Origin of the sequence: Ruthenibacterium intestinale (assembly GCF_040096265.1) — a bacterium.
GTDB lineage: Bacteria > Bacillota > Clostridia > Oscillospirales > Ruminococcaceae > Ruthenibacterium > Ruthenibacterium komagatae.
The window spans coordinates 1-21,688 of record NZ_JBBMFA010000066.1; the positions used below are offsets into that span (position 1 = coordinate 1).

General features: G+C 62.2%; 20 protein-coding genes. 18 read left to right on the forward strand and 2 right to left on the reverse strand.

Annotated features, from left to right (window positions below):
• Nucleotides 1-68: 68 nt before the first annotated feature.
• Both WMO24_RS04690 and WMO24_RS04695 read right to left on the reverse strand, forming a co-directional pair.
• Nucleotides 69-1,520 (reverse strand): arylsulfatase, encoded by a 1,452-nt coding sequence (locus WMO24_RS04690; protein ID WP_349215163.1) that lies wholly within the window; start codon nt 1,518-1,520, stop codon nt 69-71.
• Entirely contained in the window at nt 1,517-2,296 is a 780-nt protein-coding gene (locus tag WMO24_RS04695; protein WP_349215164.1) for an alpha/beta hydrolase, read from the reverse strand. The genes WMO24_RS04690 and WMO24_RS04695 overlap by 4 nt, the downstream gene beginning before the upstream one ends.
• Before the next feature lie 247 nt (nt 2,297-2,543).
• Here WMO24_RS04695 and WMO24_RS04700 point away from each other — a divergent pair, with 247 nt between their 5' ends.
• The 18 genes from WMO24_RS04700 to WMO24_RS04785 all read left to right on the forward strand — a co-directional run bounded on the left by WMO24_RS04700 (nt 2,544) and on the right by WMO24_RS04785 (nt 21,574).
• Nucleotides 2,544-3,410: a MurR/RpiR family transcriptional regulator gene (locus tag WMO24_RS04700; RefSeq protein ID WP_349215165.1), complete on the forward strand. Its 867-nt coding sequence runs from the start codon at nt 2,544-2,546 to the stop codon at nt 3,408-3,410.
• Nucleotides 3,411-3,694: 284 nt separating this feature from the next.
• Entirely contained in the window at nt 3,695-4,129 is a 435-nt protein-coding gene (locus WMO24_RS04705; protein WP_349215166.1) for a hypothetical protein, read from the forward strand.
• Nucleotides 4,035-4,508, forward strand: coding sequence for a GNAT family N-acetyltransferase (locus WMO24_RS04710; RefSeq protein ID WP_349215167.1), 474 nt, complete (start codon nt 4,035-4,037; stop codon nt 4,506-4,508). The genes WMO24_RS04705 and WMO24_RS04710 overlap by 95 nt, the downstream gene beginning before the upstream one ends.
• Before the next feature lie 18 nt (nt 4,509-4,526).
• Nucleotides 4,527-5,222 (forward strand): PIG-L deacetylase family protein, encoded by a 696-nt coding sequence (locus WMO24_RS04715; protein WP_349215168.1) that lies wholly within the window; start codon nt 4,527-4,529, stop codon nt 5,220-5,222.
• A gap of 15 nt (nt 5,223-5,237) precedes the next feature.
• Nucleotides 5,238-6,386: an exo-beta-N-acetylmuramidase NamZ family protein gene (locus tag WMO24_RS04720; protein WP_349215169.1), complete on the forward strand. Its 1,149-nt coding sequence runs from the start codon at nt 5,238-5,240 to the stop codon at nt 6,384-6,386.
• The gene (locus WMO24_RS04725) at nt 6,379-7,932 is read left to right on the forward strand and encodes a glycoside hydrolase family 3 protein (RefSeq protein ID WP_349215170.1); all 1,554 of its coding nucleotides are present in this window, start codon (nt 6,379-6,381) and stop codon (nt 7,930-7,932) included. The genes WMO24_RS04720 and WMO24_RS04725 overlap by 8 nt, the downstream gene beginning before the upstream one ends.
• A 13-nt stretch (nt 7,933-7,945) precedes the next feature.
• Nucleotides 7,946-8,854 (forward strand): N-acetylglucosamine kinase, encoded by a 909-nt coding sequence (locus WMO24_RS04730; protein WP_349215171.1) that lies wholly within the window; start codon nt 7,946-7,948, stop codon nt 8,852-8,854.
• 12 nt (nt 8,855-8,866) lie between these two features.
• Entirely contained in the window at nt 8,867-9,955 is a 1,089-nt protein-coding gene (locus tag WMO24_RS04735; RefSeq protein ID WP_349215172.1) for an SGNH/GDSL hydrolase family protein, read from the forward strand.
• 13 nt (nt 9,956-9,968) lie between these two features.
• Complete coding sequence (locus WMO24_RS04740; protein WP_349215173.1) at nt 9,969-11,300, forward strand: MATE family efflux transporter; 1,332 nt, start codon at nt 9,969-9,971, stop codon at nt 11,298-11,300.
• Nucleotides 11,301-11,482: 182 nt separating this feature from the next.
• The gene (locus WMO24_RS04745) at nt 11,483-12,658 is read left to right on the forward strand and encodes an iron-containing alcohol dehydrogenase (RefSeq protein WP_349215174.1); all 1,176 of its coding nucleotides are present in this window, start codon (nt 11,483-11,485) and stop codon (nt 12,656-12,658) included.
• A gap of 277 nt (nt 12,659-12,935) precedes the next feature.
• The gene (gene ilvD / locus WMO24_RS04750; RefSeq protein ID WP_349215175.1) at nt 12,936-14,621 is read left to right on the forward strand and encodes a dihydroxy-acid dehydratase; all 1,686 of its coding nucleotides are present in this window, start codon (nt 12,936-12,938) and stop codon (nt 14,619-14,621) included.
• A gap of 1 nt (nt 14,622) precedes the next feature.
• Nucleotides 14,623-14,952 (forward strand): LacI family DNA-binding transcriptional regulator, encoded by a 330-nt coding sequence (locus WMO24_RS04755; protein ID WP_349215176.1) that lies wholly within the window; start codon nt 14,623-14,625, stop codon nt 14,950-14,952.
• On the forward strand, nt 14,864-15,637 hold the full coding sequence (locus WMO24_RS04760; protein WP_349215177.1) for a substrate-binding domain-containing protein: 774 nt from the start codon (nt 14,864-14,866) through the stop codon (nt 15,635-15,637). The genes WMO24_RS04755 and WMO24_RS04760 overlap by 89 nt, the downstream gene beginning before the upstream one ends.
• A 90-nt stretch (nt 15,638-15,727) precedes the next feature.
• A complete protein-coding gene (locus tag WMO24_RS04765) occupies nt 15,728-17,086 on the forward strand; it encodes an oxidoreductase (RefSeq protein WP_349215178.1) in 1,359 nt (452 codons plus the stop codon).
• A 16-nt stretch (nt 17,087-17,102) separates the two neighbouring features.
• Nucleotides 17,103-18,131, forward strand: a complete 1,029-nt coding sequence (locus WMO24_RS04770; protein WP_349215179.1) for a zinc-dependent alcohol dehydrogenase — start codon at nt 17,103-17,105, stop codon at nt 18,129-18,131.
• Nucleotides 18,132-18,144: 13 nt separating this feature from the next.
• Nucleotides 18,145-18,912 carry a 3-ketoacyl-ACP reductase gene (locus tag WMO24_RS04775; protein ID WP_349215180.1) on the forward strand — a complete coding sequence of 256 codons (768 nt, stop codon included), beginning with the start codon at nt 18,145-18,147 and terminating at the stop codon, nt 18,910-18,912.
• 15 nt (nt 18,913-18,927) lie between these two features.
• Entirely contained in the window at nt 18,928-20,877 is a 1,950-nt protein-coding gene (locus WMO24_RS04780) for an FAD-binding protein (protein WP_349215181.1), read from the forward strand.
• A 16-nt stretch (nt 20,878-20,893) separates the two neighbouring features.
• Nucleotides 20,894-21,574, forward strand: coding sequence for a DUF554 family protein (locus WMO24_RS04785; protein ID WP_349215182.1), 681 nt, complete (start codon nt 20,894-20,896; stop codon nt 21,572-21,574).
• Nucleotides 21,575-21,688: the final 114 nt, after the last annotated feature.

Genomic DNA, 21,688 nt, shown 5'->3' on the forward strand with positions numbered 1-21,688 from the left:
CCCCCCCCCCCCCCCCCCCCCCCCCCCCCCCCCCCCCCCCCCCCCCCCCACTTTCCTGCTCTTTGTTTTTAAACGTTTTCCGCGGTGGCGTTGGACAGGCACTCCTGCGGCGGGCGCCCCACGATCAGGTGTTCGCCGTCGGAATAACCCTCCTCAGAGTCTTTCAAAGCTTCGATCAGGTAGCCCCGCAGCTGGGCGATTCGCGCCTGATGCGCGGGGTCTTCAATGGCATTGTGGGTTTCCTGGGGGTCGTTTTCCAGGTCAAAATACTGCTCTTCCCCGGTCTGAGAGAACCACACGTATTTGTCGGTTTTGGTAACAATGAACTGATTGGAGCGGTTTTCAAAGCGGAATACATGCTCTCCGTGCAGCCAGGTGCGCTTTGTGCCTTCCAGTGCGTTCTCGCCGTCCAGATGAGCCGGGACCGGCGCGTCTGCCAATTTCAGAACGGTGGGCATTGCGTCCTGCAGACCCACCAGCGACAGGTCTGTGCGGCCCGCGGGACCAATGTATTTCTCCGGGCCGGCTACCAGCATCGGCACTCGGACGCTGCCCTGATAGGGCAGCGATTTGTGGCACCAGCAATGGTCGCTGAGCATTTCGCCGTGGTCGCTGGTGAACAGGATCACCGTGTTGTCCCGCAGCCCGTGTTCCACCAGTGACATCCAGATCCGTCCGATCTGATGGTCCATGTGGGTGATGCAGGCATAATAACCGATCTGCTGCTGGCGGATCAGCTCCGGGTCGGATGGCCCGGTGGCTGCGTTGTAGCGCCGCCCGTACCGCTGCAGCCAGTCCTCACGGTCCCAGTCGCCCCTGGCCGGAGCGCGCAGGGCACGGTCACGGTACATGTCAAAATAGCACTGGGGCGCGTCGTAGGGCGCATGGGGCCGCACAAAGCTCACCATCAGGAAAAACGGTTTGCGCGGGTCGCGGCGGCGCAGGAAGTCAATGCTGCGGCTGGCCACCCAGTTTGTGGGATGCAGCGCCTCCTCGTAGGGCCAGGGCCGGGCCACCCAGCTGTTGCACTCCACGCCGGAGTCTGTCACATCACATGCGATGCCCTTTTCGTTTTTCAGCCAGTAAAAATAATCGTCTGAGATCTGCTGGTTTTCGTGGTAATCCACCCCGGGGAACCGGCCGTAGTGCAGGTATCCGTCGTGCAGTTCCACACTGGAAAAGCCCATGCTGTTGCGGGCCGGATACACGTGCATCTTGCCCACACAGTGCGTCTGGTACCCCTGCCGCGTCAGTTCGCCCGCCATGGTGCAGCCATAGTTCCACTCCACACAATCCTGGTATCCCACCCGGCCGGTGTGCCGGGGAGAAAGCCCTGTGTGAAGCACTGCCCGCGCCGGTACACAGCTGGGGCAAGGGGAGTAGGCGTTGGGATAATAGACGCCCATGTCCGCCAGAGAGTCCAGATAAGGCGTCTTCACGTCCGGATGTCCGGCGACGCCCATGCAGTCGCCCCGCATTTCATCGGTCACAATCAATACAATATTGGGCCGTTCGTTCATTGCAATTCCTTCCTTTCGCTGCAAGGGGACAGATGCTGCGCACGCCAGGTCAGAAAGCGGCGCAGGGCAGTATCCCAAAAAGTCCATTCATGGCCTCCGGACCATTCTTCATAGGTGTGCGGGATGCCGGCGCTTTCCAGGCGCTGGTGAAGGCGGCGGTTCATGTCCAGCACCAGTGCGTCCTGCTGGCCGCACGCCAGATAGACAGGCTGCGTGCCGCGCAGACCGTCCAAAGCGTCGGTGTGTGCCAAAACCGCTCCCGCGGCCTTTTCGCCCCGGCGCTGCACCACGCCCCAGGGTTCCACCGCCCCGGAAAAGCTGCCGGCGGCAGCGTAGCAGCCCGGGTCCAGCGCTGCCAGCCGCAAAGCGGCAAAACCGCCCATGGACAGTCCCGCCACGGTGTACTGAGCCGGGGACAGATCCAGCGGAAGGCGGCTGGCCAGAAAGGCCGGAAGCTCCGTGCGCAGATATTGTTCAAAGGACAGATCAAACCCAAGATCAAACCCGTAGCTGTTCAAAAGACCGGGCATCACCACCGCCACCCCGGCCTGCGCGGCGGATTGTTCCACCATCGAATGGCGCAGCCATGCGCTTTCGTTGCCCTGCATACCGTGCAAAAGCAGCAGTGTCGGCCATTTTCGCCCGGCTTCCTGCGCGTATACGGCGGCCGGACCTTGCGCTTCCAGCCGTTCCGGCGAGGGCGAGGGCAACAGTACGTTTACGCGGGCAGCGCCGCCCAGACTGTGCGCGTAGAATTCCAGTTGAATCAGGTCCATGATGCACCCTCTGCTTTCTCATTGATCTATTGGTATGCTAGCATGTGTGAAATAAAAATGCAATACATCAAAGATTTATAAAAAATATTTTCAAAACTTGTGCAAAACAGCAGTTTTTTCTTTCCGGAAGCTTTCTATAAACCAAAAAAGGGAACAGGGCTTGTTTTTTTCGAAAAAATTATGTATGCTGAAAAAAACTGTCATAATTGGCCCGGCCCGGAAGGCGGGCGGGGAGGAGGAAGCGCATATGGCACAGAGCAACAGCGTCGAGATCCGGATTCGAGATGCAAAACCTACGATGACAAGGGTGGAAAAAACCGTGGCGGAATATGTGGAGCCGCGGCTGGCCACGGTGAAATCCATGTCCATCAAGCAGCTGGCACACAACAGCCGCACCAGTGAAGCGTCTGTGCTGCGCTTTTGTAAAACGCTGGGCTACCGGGGTTATCGGGATTTTATTCTCAGCCTGTCGGCAGCGCTGGGCTCGGATGAGAGCGTTGCCGAGGAACGCCGGTATACCGACATTCGGCCGGGGGACGACCTGGCCACGATCATTGAAAACGTATCTTTTAATAACCGACGTTCCATCGAAGAAACATTGAGCGTTTTGGACAAGGAACAGATGGCGCGGGCGGTGATGCTGCTGTGCGCGGCGCCCCGTATCGACTGGTACGGACTGGGTGCATCCGGCATTGTGTGCGCGGACGCGCAGCAGAAATTCATGCGCATTAACAAGCGTTGTCAGGCGTTTGTGGACGGTCACAGCATGCAGACCGCCGCCGCGCTGCTGAAGTCCTGGGATGTGGCGGTTCTGGTGTCCAATTCCGGCACCACCGCGGAAATTCTGGATGCGCTGGAACTGGTGCGCGCCGCCGGCGCCAAAAGCATTGCTTTGACACGCTACAGCAAAAGCCCGCTGGCATTGGGCGCGGATGTGGTGCTGCGCATTTCCACTCCGGAAGTTACGTTTCGCAGCGGGGCCATGGGCAGCCGCATTGCCATGCTCAATCTGGTGGACATCCTGTTTTCCGGCGTGGCAAGCGCTCAGTACGATGAGATCAAGGAGTATCTGGAGCGCACCCACGATGCGCTGTCCTCCCGCCACAGGGAATAATTCGCGGAAAAGAGAAGAAAAAGAGGTCGTTTTGATACGACCTCTTTTATTTTTTACGTAAATATGTTATTTTTTGAGCTGTAATCGTTCTCTTGTGCAAAAATGCCAAAGAGGAAAGTTGTTTTTGAAGCAAAACAACAAAAATAAATTTAAAAATAAAATATTTTTTCATAATTTATTGACAATTTGGAGCAAAACCGTTATTCTGAACTTGCAACGAACGGAAAAGGGCAAAACTTTTGTGGAAAGTGCCCTCGGACCGTTCTCGTAAGGAGGAGCCGATCATGAATCAATATCTGTCCAAGCTTGGCACGGAAAAACGAAATCAGGAGACAAAAGACATCGATCTGTGCACCACGCTGGAGATGGTTACGCTGATGAACCGGCAGGATATGGAAGTACCGAAGGCGGTGGCCACGCAGCTGAGCGAGATTGCCCGTGCGGTGGATCTGCTGTATGAGGCGCTGAGCCGGGGCGGACGGATGATTTATGTGGGGGCAGGAACTTCGGGCCGTTTGGGCGTTTTGGACGCAAGTGAATGCCCGCCCACGTTCAGCACCCCGCCCGAGATGGTATGGGCGCATGCGCGCACGCGGTTACGACGAGCGCGCGCGGGAGTGCGCCATGTATTTGAAGCTGGGGGATTTCCGCCTGCCCGCTGCACTGCAGGAAAAACAGAATGCGCTGGCAGAACAGAATTATTGGATTCAGCTGTATGACCCGGCGGTCCACACCGACCTGGAGGGACTGCTCAAAACCCTTGGAAATTCCGAGTGGGAGAGAGAAATCTCCGCCTGTGCGGCGGACGGAACGCCGTTTCTGGCGGCGCTGTGCGGCCGAAGCGTGGTGGGCTTTGCGGGCCCGGTGTATCCGGAACCGGGCGGCCGCGGCTATTTTACAGGCATCGGCGTGGCGCCCGCCCACGAGGGGCGCGGGTTGGGAACGCTGTTGTTTTATCGCCTGTGTGAGGCGGAGCAGGCCGCCGGAGCCCAGTATATGTCCCTGTTCACCGGCGAGAAAAATCCCGCCCGGCACATTTACCAGCGCGCGGGCTTTGAGGTCGTACGCACGTTCGGCATTCTGCGCAAAGCGCTTTGAGAAAAGAGGAGACACTGTATGGAGACAAAACATACCATTCTGGCTATCGGCGCCCACATTGGTGACATGGAACTGACCGCCGGCATGCTGCTGGCCGCCTGTGCGAAACAGGGCGGAACGGTGGCCACGCTGGCCCTGACCGCCGGGGAAAAAGGCGCGCCCGCGGGCGCGGATGTGGCCGAATACCGGGCCAAAAAAGTGAGCGAGGCCGAGACCTTCGCGCAGAAACTGGGCGGCCGCGCCTATGTGCTGGATCACGCCGACGGCCTTTTGCCGGACGACGACGCAGTGCGGTTTGAAGTGTGCGACATCATCCGCGCAGTCAAGCCGGATATTCTCATCACCCATCACAAAAACAGCATGCACAAGGACCACGCGGCATGCCACCGCATTGTGGAAGACGCGCGCTTTTACGCGGGAATTGCCGGGTTTGAGCGGGAACTTCCCGCCCATTTCGCCCGAACGCTGTATTTTGCGGAAAACTGGGAGGACGCGGTGGGCTTCCAGCCCTATGTGTATCTGGATGTGACCGAGGGATACGAGCTGTGGAAAGAAGCGATCACGGCTCACTGGTTCGCTGTGCACAGCAAAAGCTTTCCCTACATGGAGTATTACGACGCCCTCAGCCGTGTGCGCGGCATTGAGGCGCGCACCGGCCGGGCGGAATGCTTCATGATCCCGGACGAAAATCACCGCCTGGTGACCACGCTGTAAAAGGGGAGAAAGACAATGGTCGGTTACGGAATTGACGTGTTGTGGGAGAGCGGACGCTACGACGATCTGCTGAAAAACAGGCGTGTCGGCCTTTTGACCAACCCCACCGGGCTGGACACCCGGTTCCGGTCCACGGTGGATCTGCTGAACAGCCGGTTCCGCCTGACGGCTCTGTTCGGGCCGGAGCACGGCGTGCGGGGCGATCAGGCGCCCGGCGCGGAGATCGCCACCACCCGGGACAGGGCCACGGGCCTGCCGGTGTACAGCCTCTACCGAAAGGATTCCAAGCGGCTGACCGAGGAAATGCTGGATGCGTTCGACGTTCTGGTGTATGATATTCAGGACGTGGGCAGCCGGTATTATACATACATCTACAGTCTGCTGTACGCGCTGGAAGACTGCGCCCGGGCCGGAAAACCGGTGGTCGTGCTGGACCGCCCAAACCCCCTGGGAGGAAATGTGGTGGAGGGCAACCGGGTGAAGCCGGAGTACACCTCCTTTGTGGGCGGCTACCCGCTGTGTATGCGCTACGGGCTGACCATCGGCGAATTCGCCCGCATGGCCAACCAAACGCTGGGCGCGCAGCTGACCGTGGTGCCCTGTGCGGGCTGGCGGCGGGAGATGCTCTGGCCGGACACCGGCCTTTTGTGGGTGATGCCCTCACCCAACCTGCCGCGGTTCGAGGCGGCGCTTTTGTATGCCGGCACCTGCCTGTTTGAAGGGACGAACCTCTCCGAAGGGCGCGGCACTGCGGCGCCGCTGGAACTGATCGGCGCACCGTACATCGACGATCCGGCCGCGCTGGCGGCGGCCATGAACCAAAAGGCGCTGCCGGGCGTGCTGTTCCGGCCCCAGTGGTTTACTCCTTCCCTGCAGAAAAATGCGGGGCAGCTGTGCGGCGGCGTGCAGCTGCATGTCACCGACGCCCGGTCGCTGCGTCCGGTGCGCACGGCGCTGGAACTGCTGTATGAAGTGGAAAAGCGCTGGCCGCAGGACTTTGCCTGGCGCACGGTGCTTCCTCCGGCCACGCAGCCCCACATCAAGCTGTTGGGCGGGGACGACCAGCTGTACCGGAAGGTGCCTCTGGCGGAGATCCTGGAGCAGTACGCGGCCGAGGAGGCCGCCTTCGCCCGGGAAAAACGCGCCAGCCATCTGTATGAATGAAAGGATGCTGTTCATGACGCTGCGAGAAAAACTGGGCCAGCTCATCATGTTCGGGTTTCCCGGCCTCACGCCGGGCCCCGAAGCGCTGCGCCTGATAGAAGAATACAAAGCGGGCAACATTGTGCTGTTTGCCCACAATCTGGAGTCCGCCGCACAGACGGCGCGTCTGTGCGAGGAACTGCGCCGCCGGGTACAGGACGCCACCGGTGTGCCGCCCATCCTCAGCATTGACCAGGAGGGCGGCGTGGTGGCGCGCCTCACCGCAGACGCGGTGTCCTTTCCGTCGGCCATGGCCATCGCGGCCACGGGCGATGTGGAAAACGCCCGCAAGGCGGCGCTGTACACGGGCCGGGAGCTGGCCGCTCTGGGCATGAACTGCAATCTTGCGCCCGTGATGGATGTGAACACCAACGCCCAGAACCCGGTGATCGGGGTCCGGGCCTACGGCAGTGAGCCCGGGCCGGCGTCCGACTTTGCGCTGGCGTGCATTCGGGGCCATGTGGAAGCCGGGATCCTGCCTGTGGCAAAACACTTTCCCGGTCACGGCGACACCAGCGTGGACAGCCATCTGGGTCTGCCGCGGGTGGAAAAGTCACTGGATGAGCTGATGGACTGCGAGCTGGTGCCCTACCGCCGTGCCATCGCACAGGGCGTGCCCGCCATCATGGCGGCACACATCCTGTTCCCGGCGCTGGAAAAAGAGAATCTGCCCGCCAGCATGTCCCCGGCCATTTTGCAGGGGCTTCTGCGGGAAAAACTGGGCTTTACGGGTCTGATCGTGTCCGACTGCCTGGAGATGGGCGCCATTCAGGATCATTACGGCACGCCCGAGGGCTTTGTGGCTGCGCTGAAAGCAGGCCTGGACCTGGCGTGTATTTCCCATACGCCCGCGCTGGCGCTGCGGGCGCTGGACCTGGCCTATGAGGCGGTCATGGACGGTTCGCTGCCGATGGCACGGGTGGATGAGGCCGTGGCCCATGTGCTGGCGGCGAAACAGCGTTTTGCCGGCGCTGCCGCCTCCTGGGAGGAAGTGGGCTGTGCGCTTCACCGCAAAGCCGCCCGGCACATCATGGAACAGGCCATGACCCGGCTGGATGAAAACGGGGTGCTGCCGCCGGTGGATGAACATGCGTTCTTTGTGGGGTGCCCCGCTTACCGGGCCACCTTTGCTTCCAGCGCGCCGGATGACGGAAACACCTTCGCGCAGACGCTGGCCGGGCGCTTCGGCGCGGCCTTTCAAGTGACGCCGGTGCAGCCCGCTGAAGCGGACATTCAGGCGGTGCTGCAGGCGACCCGGCCGGGCCAGACCGTGGTGGCCGGGACTTACAACGCCCACCTGAACCGGGGGCAGCTGGCACTGGTGAACGCATTGTGCGAGGCCGGGCGCAAGGTGATTGCCGTGGCGCTGCGCAATCCCTACGATTTGCCCGCGCTTTCCGAAAAAGCCTGGAAGCTGGCGGCGTTTGAGTACACGCCCCTGTCCTTTGACGCGGTGGAACAGGTGCTTCGCGGAGCGGATGCTCCGGGAAGTTTGAACGGTTTATAAAGGAGGCAGGACCATGGGCCTGTATGTGCTGGGCCTGGACGGCGGCGGAACCAAAACGCTGGCGCAGGCCATGAACGCAGAGGGCAGACCGCTGTTCCGGGTGGGCGGCGGCGCGCTGAATCTGAACAGTGAAACACCGGACCGGGTGCGGGCGGTGGTGCGGGACATTCTGCAACAGGCCGGGCGCCAGGCAGGCGGCCCGCCGGCCGCTGTGTGCATTGCGGCGGCCGGGGTCAGCAATCCCGCTGCGGCGCAGGTTCTGCGCGCAGGCGCGCAGGAAGCGGGCTATGCGGGGCCGGTTCAGGTGACCGGGGACCACATGGCGGCTTTGGCGGGCGCGCTGGGCCGGCCGGAAGGGCTGATCCTCATTGCGGGCACCGGCTCCATTTGTGCCGGGCGCACTGCCGACGGGCGCGAGGCGCGCTCCGGCGGCTTCGGGCATCTGATCGATGACGAGGGCAGCGGTTACGCCATGGGGCGGGACGTGCTGCGGGCGGTGATCGAAGCCTGGGACGGCCGTGGCCCCGAAACCTGCCTGACGAAGCAGGTCTGTGAAACGCTGAACGTGCAGGACGCGGCCGGCATTGTTGCCTTTGTGTATGCGCCGGAATGCACCAAGCGGGACATTGCGGCGCTGGCCCGGCTTTTGCCGCAGGCGGCTGCTGCGGACGACGCGGCCGCACTGGCCATTTACCGCCGTGCCGCCCGGGAACTGGCCCGTCTGGCAGAGGCGGTCGCCCGCCGGCTGAAGCTGGAGCAGGCCGAGCTGGCGCTGGCGGGCAGTGCACTGGTCAACGATGCGTTTTTGCGCCAGTGCCTGTCCCAAGAGCTGACCCGGCTGGAACCGGGCCTGACTGCGGTGCTTCCCCGGCAGGACGCGGCCATGGGCGCGGCGCTGCTGGCCCGGGAGATGCTGCGATAAGGAGGAGCCGACATGGCAGATGCCGCAAAATTTGACAAAAACATGGCCTCGGCCCGCGGAGACGGAGAGGGGTGTGTCTGGCTGGACGTGCCCCATGCACCCATTCAGGTGCGCGGCCTGGGCTTTTTTGAGGCGGAGAATTCTTGGAACCGTCTGCCGGAAGCACTGTTGCCGGTGCTGCGGGACAAACGTCCCGCACTGGTGGAACTGGCGCGGCACACGGCGGGCGCCTCGCTGGACTTTGTGACCGACAGCCCGGAGGTATGGGTGCGCGCGCAGGTGGATGCGCCGCCCTATATGAGTCATATGACTGCCGCCGCCCAATGCGGATGCGACTGTTACGTCCGTGTGCCCGGCGGGGATTGGGCCTTTGCCGGGGTGACAAAATTTCCGGTGGCGGACCGAAGCTTCTGCTGCAGGCTGGCGGAACACCTTGTGCCGCACACACAGGTGCGCATTCACCTGCCGCTGTACATCGGTGTGCAGAGCGTGGAAGTGGGGCTTGCCCCGGGGGCGCAGCTGCAGCCTCCGCCGGCATTTTCCCGCCGGGGCGTGGCGTTTTACGGCACATCCATCACACAGGGCGGGTGTGCCAGTCATCCGGGCATGGCCTATCCGGCCCTGCTGAGCCGGATGTTGGATGCACCCTGTTACAATCTGGGTTTTTCCGGCAACGGCGTGGGAATGCCGGATCTGGCGGGGGCCATCTGCGCGCTGCCGGATCTGGGGGCGCTGGTGGTGGACATTGAGGCCAATGCCGCGCCCGAAGGACTGCTGGAACAGAATTTGCCCCGCTTTCTGGACGCGGTGCGGGCCTACGCGCCGCAGCTGCCGGTGCTGGTGCTGTCCGCAACCGCACGTCCGGCCTCGCTCTGGAACGGCACCATTGCCGCCGAAGCGGAGAAGAATGCCGCTGTTCAGCACCAGGAGGTGGAAAAGCGCCGTGCCGCGGGAGACCGGCAGATCTTCTTTGCGGACGGTCGGGCCCTGCTGGGGGCGGCGGGCGCGGAAGCCACCGTGGACGGAAGCCACTTGACCGATTTGGGCTTTTACGTTTTGGCGCAGAATCTGGTGCCGCTGCTGGAGAAAATGCTGGGATAAGAAGGGCTGAACCATGTTGTTTACAAGGCGTGAGCTGAACCGTCTGGTCTGGCCGCTGATCGGCGAACAGATTCTTGCTGTGACCGTGGGCATGGCGGACACGGTGATGGTTGCCTATTGCGGCGAGGCCGCCATGAGCGGCGTGGCGCTGTCCGATTCCATTTCCTTTCTGCTTTTGCAGGTGTTTGCCGCGCTGTGCACCGGCGGCGCGGTGGTGGTCAGCCAGCACCTGGGCCGGGGCGACGCGGACAGCGCCGGCCGGGCCGCCGGGCATCTGGTTTGGATCACCGGCGGTGTGGCGGTGGTCATGGCCGCCGCAGGTCTCTGGTTTCGGGAACCGCTTTTGCGGGGCCTGTTCGGTGGTGTGGAAGAGGAAGTGATGCGTCAGGCGCTGGCCTATTTCACCATCATTTCCTTCAGTTTTCCGTTTTTGGGTATTTACAACGCCGGGGCGGCGCTTTTGCGCAGCATCGGCGCCACCGGGGTCTCGCTGTGGGTCGCTGTTTTGATGAACGGCATCAACGTGGCAGGCAATGCCTGGCTGATTTACGGCCGGGGCATGGGCGCGGCGGGCGCGGCTGTTGCGTCGCTGGTCGCCCGCGCGGTGGCTGCCGTGGTTATTTTTGCGTTTCTGTGGCATCGGCACACGCCTTTTTCCCTGCGAACGGGCCTGGCGTGCAGACCGCAGGCCAGAACCGTGGCGGCCATTTTGCGCATCGGCGTGCCCAGCGGCATTGAAAACGGCATGTTTCAAATCGGCAAACTGCTGGTGCAGCGTCTGGTTGCCGGGTTCGGCACCGTGGCCATCGCGGCCAATGCCGCGGCCGGAAACATCGCCTGCATCGCAACCATTCCGGGAAGCGCCATCAGTCTGGCACTGTTGTCGGTGGTGGGCCGCTGTATGGGCGCCCGGCGTCCGGATGAAGCGGCGCTGGATACCAAACGCCTTCTGAAAGCCGCGTTTTTGTCCATGGCGGTTCTGAACGCGGCTGTTTGGCTCTGCCTTGATCCGGTGGTCGGGCTGTACAATCTCTCCGGCCCCACTCAGGCGGCCACGGTGCAGCTGATGCACTGGCACTGTGTGTTTGCAGCGCTGCTGTGGACGCCCAGCTTCTGCCTGCCCAGCGCTTTGCGCGGCGCGGGAGATGTGGCCTTTACCATGAAGGTCAGCATTGCCAGCATGTGGGTGTTCCGCATCGGCGGCAGCTACGTCTTGGCGCAGGGGTTTGGCCTGGGCGTTTTGGGCGTGTGGATGGCCATCTTTTTGGACTGGGGTTTCCGCGCGCTGCTGTTCTTCCTTCGTTTCCGGCAGGGCGCATGGCGCACCCGGGACGTGCTTCGATGAAAAAAGGAGCTGCTTTTTTGGAAAAGCAGCTCCTTTTTGGTGTATGTTTCGGGCTCTTTTGCAAAAAACGAATGGGAAGCAACCAGGGCCCTTTTACGGGAGAATGAAAAAAGCCTTGACTTGGAGTTTGCTCCAGGGTTTATGATCGTGGAGAAGAACTACAGGAAAGGAAGGCTTTCTCCATGAATCTGACGTTTGATTTCAATAACCCCACCCGCATTTTGTTTGGCTGCGGCACGCTGGACCTGCTGGGAAAACAGGACCTGCCCGGCAAAAAAGCGCTGGTGCTTCTCTCCAACGGAAAATCCGCCAGGGTCAGCGGCGCGCTGGACCGCACGCTGGCTCAGCTGGCGCAGGCTGGTGTGGAAACGGTTCTGTTTGACAAAGTAATGGAAAACCCCGTTCGTGAAATGGTCATGGAGGGGGCGGCGGCTGCCCGTGACAACGGCTGCGACTTTTTGCTGGCTTTGGGCGGCGGTGCGGTGCTGGACTCCTCGGTGGCCATTGCCGCCATGGCCACCAATGAAGGGGATTTGTGGGACTATGTGGTGGGCGGAACCGGAAAGGGAAAGACGCTGCCCAACCCCGGCCTGCCCATCGTCACCGTGACCCTCACCGCGGGCACCGGCTCGGAAGTAAACTGCTGGGGCGTCATCTCCAACCGGCAGACGCAGGAAAAAATCGGCTTCGGCGCCCCCCGGCTGACCCCGGTGCTGGCCATTGTGGACCCGGAACTGATGCGCACGGTGCCGCCCCGTTACACGGCTTACCAGGGCTTTGACGCGCTGTTCCATCACACGGAAGTGATGATGTCCCGGGGCGTGAATGTGCTCAGCGAAGCAATTGCGCTGTCGTCCATTGAGCACATCACGGCGTATCTGCCCCGTGCGGTGGCGAACGGGCAGGACCTGGAAGCCCGGGAACACGTGGCTTACGGCAGCACTATGGCGGGGATCACCATGCAGTTGACCAGTACCACCGCCCAGCACAGCATGGAGCATTCGCTGAGTGCCTATCATTATAACATTCCGCACGGTGCAGGCCTGATCATGATTTCCGAGGCTTTTGCACGGTTTTTCCTGGAGAAGCATGCCTGCGATGATCAGTTCGTGAAAATGGCCCGGGCCATGGGCCGGAAAGATGCCGTGCGCCCCGAAGAATTTGTGACGGCGCTGCTGGATCTGCAGAAAGCCTGCGGCGTGCAGGACCTGAAGATGAGCGACTACGGCGTATCCGTGGACGAATGCATGACGCTTGCCAAAGGCGCGCGCTCCATGCAGGGCGGTTTGTTCGCGGCCAACCCCTGCGAGATGACCGACGAAGATTGCGCTGAGGTGTTCCGCAGAGCGTATCGATAAGAAAAAAGAGGAGGCAAGTGCCTCCTCTTTTTTTGAGATTCGTCTTTCTGCAAACCTTTTCATATGGGGTTTTGTGCATTAAAGAGAAAGAAAGTGCGGGATATTGACAGCAAAAATAAGGGAAGCGTACTATATAACTAAATAAGGAGTGTGCTTGCAGATGTTTTTCGTCTGTTTTCACACTCATTTTTCTGGTTCTTTTTCTGCAAACGATACCACAAATTGCGTTCGGTCCACCGCCGGGCGGAACAAAGAAGCACAAGAAGGAGGCTGTGTCATGATCCGTGAATGGAATGAGGAATCGCTGGACCACCGCAACACATTGCTGTATGCCATGGGCATCTCTGAAGAGGATGCGCAGCGCCCCATCATCGGGCTGATCAATTCCTGGAACGAGATGAACCCGGGCCACTATCCCTTCAAAGATGTGATCGGCGAGATGAAAGAAGAGATCTACCGGGCAGGAGGCCTGGCGCTGGAGCTTCCCATCTCCGGCGTGTGCGACGGCATTTGCTCCAACACGCCGGGCGACCGGTATACCCTGCCCGCCCGGGACATGGTTTCCAGCGAGGTGGAGACCGTGGCCGAGCTGAACATGCTGGAGGGCATGGTGATTCTGGCCACCTGCGACAAAGTGGTGCCCGGCATGATCATGGGTGCTTTGCGGGTGAACATCCCCACGGTGATGCTGACCGGCGGGTACATGGCAGCCGGCCATTATCAGGGCCGCATGCTGACGCTGACCCACACAAAACAGGCCTATGCCGCTTATGTGGAGGGCAAGCTCAGCCGGGAGGATTACAAGGCCATTGTGCGAAACGCATGCCCCACCCCGGGCGCGTGCCCCTTTATGGGAACCGCCAACACCATGTGCGCCATGGCGGAGATTCTGGGCCTTTCTCCCCACGACAACGCCAGCACCCGCAGCCAGACGCCCAAATGGCACCAGCTGGCAAGGCAGGCCGCGGCCAAAGTGATGGAAGCGGTGAAAAACGGGGTGCGGCCCAGCGACATCATCGATCAGAGCAGTTTTGAAAATGTGGTGCGGTACATGATGGCTACCGGCGGCAGCACCAACAGTGTGCTGCACATCCCGGCCATTGCCCGGCAGGCGGGCTGCGATATCCGCCCCGAGACCTTCGACGCCATCAGCCGGCAGGTCCCGGTCATCAGCACCATTTATCCCAACCATCCCAGCTATACCATGGAAGAGTTTGAGGCCGCGGGCGGTTTGGGCGCGGTGGTCAAAGAGCTGGCCGCCGCCGGAAAGATCGACACCGCCTCCAAAGGCATGTTCGGAACCATCGGGGAAAAGGCGGCCCGGGCGGAAAACCGGAACCGGGATGTGATCCACCCGGTGTCGGACCCCATTCACCAGCAGGGCGGTCTGGCGGTGCTGCACGGCAACATCGGCACCGACAGCGCCATCGTCAAGTTCAGTGCGGTGGACCCTGCGGCCTGGACGTTCAGCGGCCCGGCCAAATGCTACGATTCCCAGGACGCAGCCTGGCACGCCATGCTCCGGGATGAGATCGTCGCCGGAGATGTGGTCATCATTCGCTACGAGGGCCCCAAGGGAAGTCCGGGCATGCCCCACATGGAAACGTTTATGGCGGCTGTGCTGGGCAAGGGCATGGGCACGCAGATCGCGCTGGTGTCCGACGGGCGCTTTTCCGGCGCCACCGGCGGCCTGGCCATCGGCCATGTCAGCCCCGAGGCGTATGAGGGCGGCAATCTGGCACTGATCCGGGACGGTGACCGGGTGCACATCGATATTGAGGCACGCACCCTGACCGTGGACGTCAGCGAGGAGGAGTTTGCGGCCCGCCGGGCGCAGTGGACCCCGGTGGTCAAGCCGGCCACGGGCTGGCTGCGGCTGTACCGCAAGGAGTGCACCTCCGCGCACCGCGGCGCCACGGTCTACTGGGACCGGGATGAAACGCCCCCGGAAAAGGAGAGCTGAGATGACAAATATCAAGGAAGTGGCCCGGCAGGCCGGGGTTTCGGCCAGCACGGTGTCCCGCGTGCTCAATGCGAAGGGCTATGTGAACGAGGCCACCCGTCAGAAGGTGCTGCAGGCGGTGCAGCAGACGGGCTACCGGCCCAATGTGCTGGCAAAAAGCCTGAAGTCCGGGCGAAGCAACACCATTTGCCTGATGGTACCGTCCATGCAGAACCCGATTTTTTCCCGAGATGGCGCGGGGCGTGGAGGACGTGGCGCGCCGCAGCGGGTTCACGGTGGTGCTTTGCAACACCAACGAGGACGACACGGTGGAAAAGGCGTACATCGATAAAATGAAGACCCAGTGGATCGACGGCTTTGTGGTTTGTTCCAGCATGGGCCGGGCCGATCACATCCGCGCGCTGCGCGGCGAGGGGTTCCCGCTGGTGCTGGTGAACCGTTTTGAGGAGCGGGATGTGAACCGGCTGGACATTGTGGCCGTGGACAATTTCAAGGCCGCGTACGATGCGGTGCAGTATCTGATCGGCGCCGGGCACCGGCGCATCGCTCTGGCCAGCGGCCGGGAGGAGCTGTATTTTTACCGCGAGCGCTTCCGGGGTTATTGCCGGGCGCTGGAAGACGCGGGCATCCCGCTGGACGACGCGCTGGTGCTGCGGGAGACCAGCGGCGTGGAGAGCTTCGACCGCCTGACCCGGGAGGTCATGGCGCTGCCCGACCCGCCCACCGCGGTGTTTGCCGCCAGCGACCCCAAGGCGTTTGTGGTCATGCACGCGCTGCACGACATGGGACTTCGGATCCCCGCGGACGTGTCGGTGCTGGGGTTCGACAACGTCAGTCTTTCCTCCATGGTGGAACCGCCGCTGTCCACGGTGGCACAGCCGCTGTACGAGATGGGGGCCGTGGCCACCAAAAATCTGATCCATCAGATCCGCTACAAGGAACAGAACGGCCAGTTGCCGCCGCCGGTGCACAGCGTGCTGGGAGTGGACCTGATCGTACGCCGTTCCACACGCTGAGAAGGTTTCCGGGCGAAGCGCAGCTTCGCACGTTCCAAAACAACTGCGGGGTTTCTCCCGCTCACTTTTGAAAGGGGTTGACCATTGTTTATGGCCGCACACGAGAAATTCAACTTTAAAACACTGGATGAGGTGAGAGCAAAGGCCAAAGAATTGGGGACGGATTTGTCCTTTTCCGAAGATTTGAGCCCCCTGTTCCAGCCCAGAAAGGTGGGCCGGTGCACGGCGCCCAACTCCATGGCCGTTCTGCCCATGGAGGGGTGCGATTCCGAGACCGACGGCTCTCCCAGCGAACTGGTGGAGCGCCGCTATCTGCGCTTCGCCTCCGGCGGAGCCGGCCTGCTGTGGTGGGAGGCCTGCGCCGTGGTGCCCGAGGGCCGCGCCAATGAGCTGCAGATGATGCTCACCGCATCCAACCGCAGCAAATTCGCCGCCCTGCTGAAAAAGACCAATGCCGCCGCCGCGGACAAGAACGGCGCGGACCATCGCCCCGTGAACATTCTGCAGCTGACCCATTCGGGCCGGTACAGCCGTCCGGAAGGGCACATCGCCCGGCCGCTGGTGCCCCAGCACGACCCCATTCTGGGCAAAGGGGACGAGGTCATCGTCACCGACGAGTATCTGGATGCTTTGACCGAGCGCTATGTGCAGAGCGCTTTGCTGGCAAAGGAAGTGGGCTTTGACGGCGTGGACATCAAAAGCTGCCACCGCTATCTGCTCAGCGAGCTGCTGGCCAGCCACACCCGTGAGGGCAAGTACGGCGGAAGCTTTGAAAACCGAAGCCGCTTTTTGCGCCAGACCGTGCAGGCCGTGCGCAAAGCCGTGGGCGACGACTTCATCGTAGCCTGCCGGTTCAATGTGTTCGACGCCCATCCTTATCCCTACGGGTTCGGCTGCGACAAGGAGGACATGTGGAAATTTGACCCCACCGAGCCCGCGGCGCTGGTAAAAATGCTGGTGGAAAACGGTGTGGACCTGCTTTCCAACAGCGGCGGCAACCCCTATTACATCTATCCGCAGGTCACGCGTCCCTTTGATAAATCCAGCTACGGCATCCCCACGCCGCAGGAGCATCCGCTGGAGAGCATGGCGCGTCTGTTCTCCTTTACGCGCACGGTGCAGAAAGCCGCGGGCGACATTCCGGTGGTGGGCAACGGCTACACCTGGCTGCGCCAGTTCCTGCCCTATGTGGGCGCGGCCAACCTGGCGGACGGCAGCTGCAGCTTTGTGGGCCTGGGCCGGGAGAGCTTTGCCTATCCTGACGCGCCCCACGATTTGATGACCAAGGGAGCCATGGACCCCCAGAAGTGCTGCGTCACCTGCAGCATGTGCACGCAGATCATGCGCGACCACGGCCGCACGGGCTGCGTCATCAAGGACGGCGCACTGTACGCGCCGCTGTTCAAACAGTACAATGCCGAAGCTGTGGTGCGCGAGCACCGCACCTGAAAAGGAGGGGGCGCCTGTGGAGACCATTCACAACCGGGTGGGCGAGGTCTATGAACCCTTTAAAGTCCGTTTTTTGAAGCGGGATATCACCGCGCTTGCCCCGGACGAGGTGCTGGTGCGGGTGCGCGCCAGCGCCCTGTGCGGAAGTGATCTGCACATTGCCCGGGGCCGGCATCCGTCCGCGCCTTTGCCGGTGACCATCGGGCACGAGTTCGCCGGCGATGTGCAGGCCGTGGGCAGCGCCGTGAAAAACGTCGCCGTGGGCCGGCGCGTCACCGTGGAGCCCTGCATTGTGTGCGGCACGTGCGAAGCCTGCCGCCACGGCGATTACGGCTACTGTGAGCACATCAGCTTTACGTACCGCAACGGGGACGGCGCCATGGCGGATTACGTGGTGGTGAAGGCCGCCTGCGTGTATGAACTGCCCGATGATCTGAGTTACGAGACCGGTGCGCTGATCGAGCCGCTGTCCGTGGCCACCCACGCGGTGCGCCGCGCGCAGATCCAGCTGGGCGAAACGGTGCTGATCCTGGGGGCGGGTGCCATCGGCATGATGACGGCGGCCATGTGCCGGCGCAGCGGTGCGGCGCAGGTCATTGTGGCAGACCTGTCCGACAGCCGGCTGGAGATGGCTCTGCAGATGGGCGCCACCGTGGCGATCAACAGCGGCCGCACGGACCTGGAGCAGGAAGTGGCGCGGCTGACCGGCGGAAAAGGCGTGGACAAAAGCTTCGAGTGCGTGGGCCGTGAAAGCTGTTTTCTGCAGGCCATTCAGACGCTGCGGCGCAACGGAACCGCCACCGTCGTGGGCATTTACGAACAGCCGCAGATCACCTTCCCGGCCAGCCGGCTGGTCACACATGAGATCCATATTCAGGGCGCGCAGGGCTATTGCTGGGACTTTCCCATCGCCATCGCCGCGGCCCGGGATCTGCCTTTGGAAAAATTCATCACACACACCTTTCCGCTGGAGCAGCTGCAGCAGGCGCTGGACACAGCGCTGGACCCGGCCAGCAACAGCATCAAGGTGATCGTGAAACCGTAAGGGGAGAAACAGTATGAAAAAAACAGCGATTGTGACAGGCTCCAGCCGGGGCATCGGCTTTGCCATCGCCCGGCAGCTGGGTCTGGACGGATACAACATTGTGATGGTGGCCACCGGCCCGCTGGAGAAAAACCAGGCTGCGCTGGACGCGCTGAAAGCCGAGGGCATCGACTGCATCTATGTGCAGGCCAACATCGGGAACCACGACGACCGCCTTGCGATCCTGCGCGCCGCGCTGGATGCCTTCGGCCGGGTGGACGCGCTGGTGAACAACGCGGGCGTGGCGCCCAAGGTGCGGGCCGATCTGCTGGAAATGAGCGAGGAGAGCTTTGACCGTGTGGTGGGCATCAACACCAAGGGGAATATGTTCCTGACCCAGGCCGTGGCCAAACAGATGATCGGGCAGGAGCCGCTGAACGGCCGCAAGGGCGTGATCGTCAACGTGTCCAGCTGCAGCGCCGAGGTGTCGTCCATCAGCCGGGGCGAATACTGCGTGTCCAAGGCGGGAGTGTCCATGCTGACCAAGCTGTACGCCGACCGGCTGGCCGGCGAGGGCATTCTGGTGCACGAGGTGCGGCCCGGCGTCATCGCCACCGACATGACCAGCACCGTGCAGGAAAAGTACGACAAGCTGATCCGGGACGGGCTGTTCCCCATCGCGCGCTGGGGCACGCCGCAGGATGTGGCCGACGCGGTCAGCGCCTTGTGCAGCGACAAATTTTTGTACACCACGGGCAACTACATCGATGTGGACGGAGGCTTCCACATCAAGCGCCTGTGAGAGAGGAGGCACGTCATGGAGGAGCAGCGTTTTTCGGCAAATGGTTTTTCGGCCCGGCTTTACAGCTGCAACACCGCGGTGGTGGGCACCGGCGCGGCGGGCTACAATGCGGCGGACCGGCTTTGGCAGCTGGGCCAGCGGGACATCCTGATGGTGACGGAAAACCGTCTGGCGGGCACCAGCCGCAACACAGGCAGCGACAAGCAGACCTATTATAAGCTGACGCTGTCCGGCGGGGACGGCGACAGTGTGCGGGAAATGGCCCAGACGCTGTTCTCCGGCCAGTGCGTGGACGGGGACATCGCCTTGTGCGAGGCGGCGCTGTCCACCCAGTGCTTTTTGAAACTGGTGGAGCTGGGAGTGCCTTTCCCCCGCAACCGGTACGGCGAATACATCGGCTATAAAACCGACCACGATCCCCGGCGCAGGGCCACCAGTGTGGGCCCCTACACCAGCAAGCAGATGACCGAGCGGCTGGAACAGGCGGTTCTGGACAAGGGCGTGCCGGTGCTGGACCATCTGCAGGTGATCCGGGTGCTCAGCGACGGCCAGCGCACCTATGGCCTGCTGTGCCTGAACACCGCCGCCGCGCCCAAAGACCGTTTTGTGCTCATCCGGTGCAACAACGTGGTCTACGCCACGGGCGGTCCCGCCGGCATGTATGCGGACAGTGTGTATCCCGGCGGCCATTACGGCGCCACGGGCCTGGCGCTGGAAGCGGGCGCCCGGGGCAAAAACCTGACCGAGTGGCAGTACGGGCTGGCGTCGGTGCGGCCCCGCTGGAACGTGTCGGGCACGTATATGCAGGTGCTGCCGCGGGTCTATTCCACGGCCCCCGACGGAACGGACGAGCGGGAATTTTTGATGGATTTCTTCTCCAGCGCCGCCGAGATGCTCAGCAAACTGTTCCTCAAGGGCTATCAGTGGCCCTTTGACGTGCGCAAGGTGGATGGAGGCAGCTCCATCATCGACATTCTGGTCTATCTGGAGCGCTGCAAGGGCCGGCGGGTGTACCTGGACTACCGGCAGAACCCGGTCTCCGGCGCGTTTTCCTACGAGGAGCTGGACCCCGAAGCCCGGGAGTATCTGCAGCGGGCGGGCGCCTGTTTCGGCACGCCCATCCAGCGGCTGGAGCACATGAACGCGCCCGCGGTGGAGTTCTACCGGGACAAAGGGGTGGATCTGGCGGTGCAGCCGCTGGAGATCTCCCTGTGCGCGCAGCACAACAACGGCGGTCTGGCCATCGACTGCTGGTGGCAGACCCATGTAGAGGGGCTGTTCGCAGTGGGCGAAGTCAGCGCCAGTCACGGGGTGTACCGCCCCGGCGGCACAGCGCTGAACGCCGGTCAGGTGGGCAGCACCCGGGCGGCACAGTTCATTGCGGCACGCCGCACCGGGCAGGTGCCTGCGGAGAAATTTGAGGCCGCGGCCGCTGCGGCGTTGACGGAAATGGGCACACTGGCCCGTCAGGTGGTCACCGGCAGCAGCAATGTGCGCGCCCTGTGGGCCGACGCGGCCCAAAACATGAGCCGGTGCGGTGCGGCCATCCGTAGCAGCGCAGAGATCCGGGCCTATCTGGACCGGACCCGGCAGCTTCTGGAAGAATTCCCCCGGCGGGTGACTGCTGCGGACGAAAGCGAGCTGTGCTGGGTGTACCGCCTGCGGGATATGCTCATCAGCCAGCGGGTGTATCTGGCGGCCATGGTGGACTATATGGAGCAGGGCGGCAAAAGCCGGGGCAGTGCGCTGTACACGGATGCAAACGGCACAAAACCCTATGCGCAGCTGCCCGATGCGTTCACCTTTGCGCTGGACGACGGAACACGGGGCAGCCGGGTGCAGGAGGTGCTGTACCGGGACGGCGCGTGCCGTTTTGAATGGCGGGATGTGCGCCCCATTCCGGAAGATGACGACTTTTTTGAAAATGTCTGGCGGTCCTATCGCCAGACCGGCAACATCGGCTGAGTGAGGAAGTGGAACAATGCCCTATGGTTTGATTTTGTCCTGCCTGGGCGTGGCCGTTGGCGGCGCGCTGGGCAGCGCTTTGCGCCGGTGGATCGGCGCGGATGTGCGGGAAAAACTGCCCATGATCTGCGGCATGACCGCCATCTGCAGCGGCATTTTGTCGGTGATCCGGGCGGATCAGATGCCCGTGGTCACGCTGGCGGTGGTGCTGGGCGTGGCGCTTCATCTGGAGCGGCGGGTCCGGGCCGGGTTCGGCCTGGTGCTGCGCCGTCTGGCCCTGCCGGACAGCTTTGACATGGAGGAATACATCACGCTGGTGGCAGTGTTCTGCTGCAGCGGCTTCGGACTGTACGGCGTGATGCTGGAGAGCTTTGCGGGTGAGCACGGGCAAATGCTGTCCAAGGCGATGCTGGACTTTATCATGGCGCTGATCTTCGGCGGCAGCATGGGGGTCTCCGTCAGCATCATCGCGCTGCCGCAGGCGCTCATTTTCACGGCGTTTTTCTTCCTGGCCAAGCTTCTCATGCCCGTGATGAGCGATGCCATGCTGCTGAATTTTATTGCCTGCGGCGGTCTGCTGACCATTGCGGCCGGCATGCGTATGGCCAAGATCCGCGCCTATCCGCTGATCGATCTGCTGCCCGCGCTGGTGCTGGTGCTTCCCTTTACGGGAATTTGGCAGGCCATGGCGGGTTGAAACGCAAAAGAGCTGCGAGGAAAATCCTCGCAGCTCTTTTTTTGTTTACCGAAAACCCCCGGCTGTGCCGGGGAGTTCTCAAAAAGCTTTAGCGTTGCATAGGAAATAAAAACT

What these genes read in the sequence shown, in the direction of transcription:
- WMO24_RS04690 (WP_349215163.1), bottom strand. Translation starts at nt 1,520, where the DNA reads ATGAACGAACGGCCCAATATTGTATTGATTGTGACCGATGAAATGCGG.
- WMO24_RS04695 (WP_349215164.1), bottom strand. Translation starts at nt 2,296, where the DNA reads ATGGACCTGATTCAACTGGAATTCTACGCGCACAGTCTGGGCGGCGCT.
- WMO24_RS04700 (WP_349215165.1), top strand. Translation starts at nt 2,544, where the DNA reads ATGGCACAGAGCAACAGCGTCGAGATCCGGATTCGAGATGCAAAACCT.
- WMO24_RS04705 (WP_349215166.1), top strand. Translation starts at nt 3,695, where the DNA reads ATGAATCAATATCTGTCCAAGCTTGGCACGGAAAAACGAAATCAGGAG.
- WMO24_RS04710 (WP_349215167.1), top strand. Translation starts at nt 4,035, where the DNA reads ATGTATTTGAAGCTGGGGGATTTCCGCCTGCCCGCTGCACTGCAGGAA.
- WMO24_RS04715 (WP_349215168.1), top strand. Translation starts at nt 4,527, where the DNA reads ATGGAGACAAAACATACCATTCTGGCTATCGGCGCCCACATTGGTGAC.
- WMO24_RS04720 (WP_349215169.1), top strand. Translation starts at nt 5,238, where the DNA reads ATGGTCGGTTACGGAATTGACGTGTTGTGGGAGAGCGGACGCTACGAC.
- WMO24_RS04725 (WP_349215170.1), top strand. Translation starts at nt 6,379, where the DNA reads ATGAATGAAAGGATGCTGTTCATGACGCTGCGAGAAAAACTGGGCCAG.
- WMO24_RS04730 (WP_349215171.1), top strand. Translation starts at nt 7,946, where the DNA reads ATGGGCCTGTATGTGCTGGGCCTGGACGGCGGCGGAACCAAAACGCTG.
- WMO24_RS04735 (WP_349215172.1), top strand. Translation starts at nt 8,867, where the DNA reads ATGGCAGATGCCGCAAAATTTGACAAAAACATGGCCTCGGCCCGCGGA.
- WMO24_RS04740 (WP_349215173.1), top strand. Translation starts at nt 9,969, where the DNA reads ATGTTGTTTACAAGGCGTGAGCTGAACCGTCTGGTCTGGCCGCTGATC.
- WMO24_RS04745 (WP_349215174.1), top strand. Translation starts at nt 11,483, where the DNA reads ATGAATCTGACGTTTGATTTCAATAACCCCACCCGCATTTTGTTTGGC.
- ilvD (WP_349215175.1), top strand. Translation starts at nt 12,936, where the DNA reads ATGATCCGTGAATGGAATGAGGAATCGCTGGACCACCGCAACACATTG.
- WMO24_RS04755 (WP_349215176.1), top strand. Translation starts at nt 14,623, where the DNA reads ATGACAAATATCAAGGAAGTGGCCCGGCAGGCCGGGGTTTCGGCCAGC.
- WMO24_RS04765 (WP_349215178.1), top strand. Translation starts at nt 15,728, where the DNA reads ATGGCCGCACACGAGAAATTCAACTTTAAAACACTGGATGAGGTGAGA.
- WMO24_RS04775 (WP_349215180.1), top strand. Translation starts at nt 18,145, where the DNA reads ATGAAAAAAACAGCGATTGTGACAGGCTCCAGCCGGGGCATCGGCTTT.
- WMO24_RS04780 (WP_349215181.1), top strand. Translation starts at nt 18,928, where the DNA reads ATGGAGGAGCAGCGTTTTTCGGCAAATGGTTTTTCGGCCCGGCTTTAC.
- WMO24_RS04785 (WP_349215182.1), top strand. Translation starts at nt 20,894, where the DNA reads ATGCCCTATGGTTTGATTTTGTCCTGCCTGGGCGTGGCCGTTGGCGGC.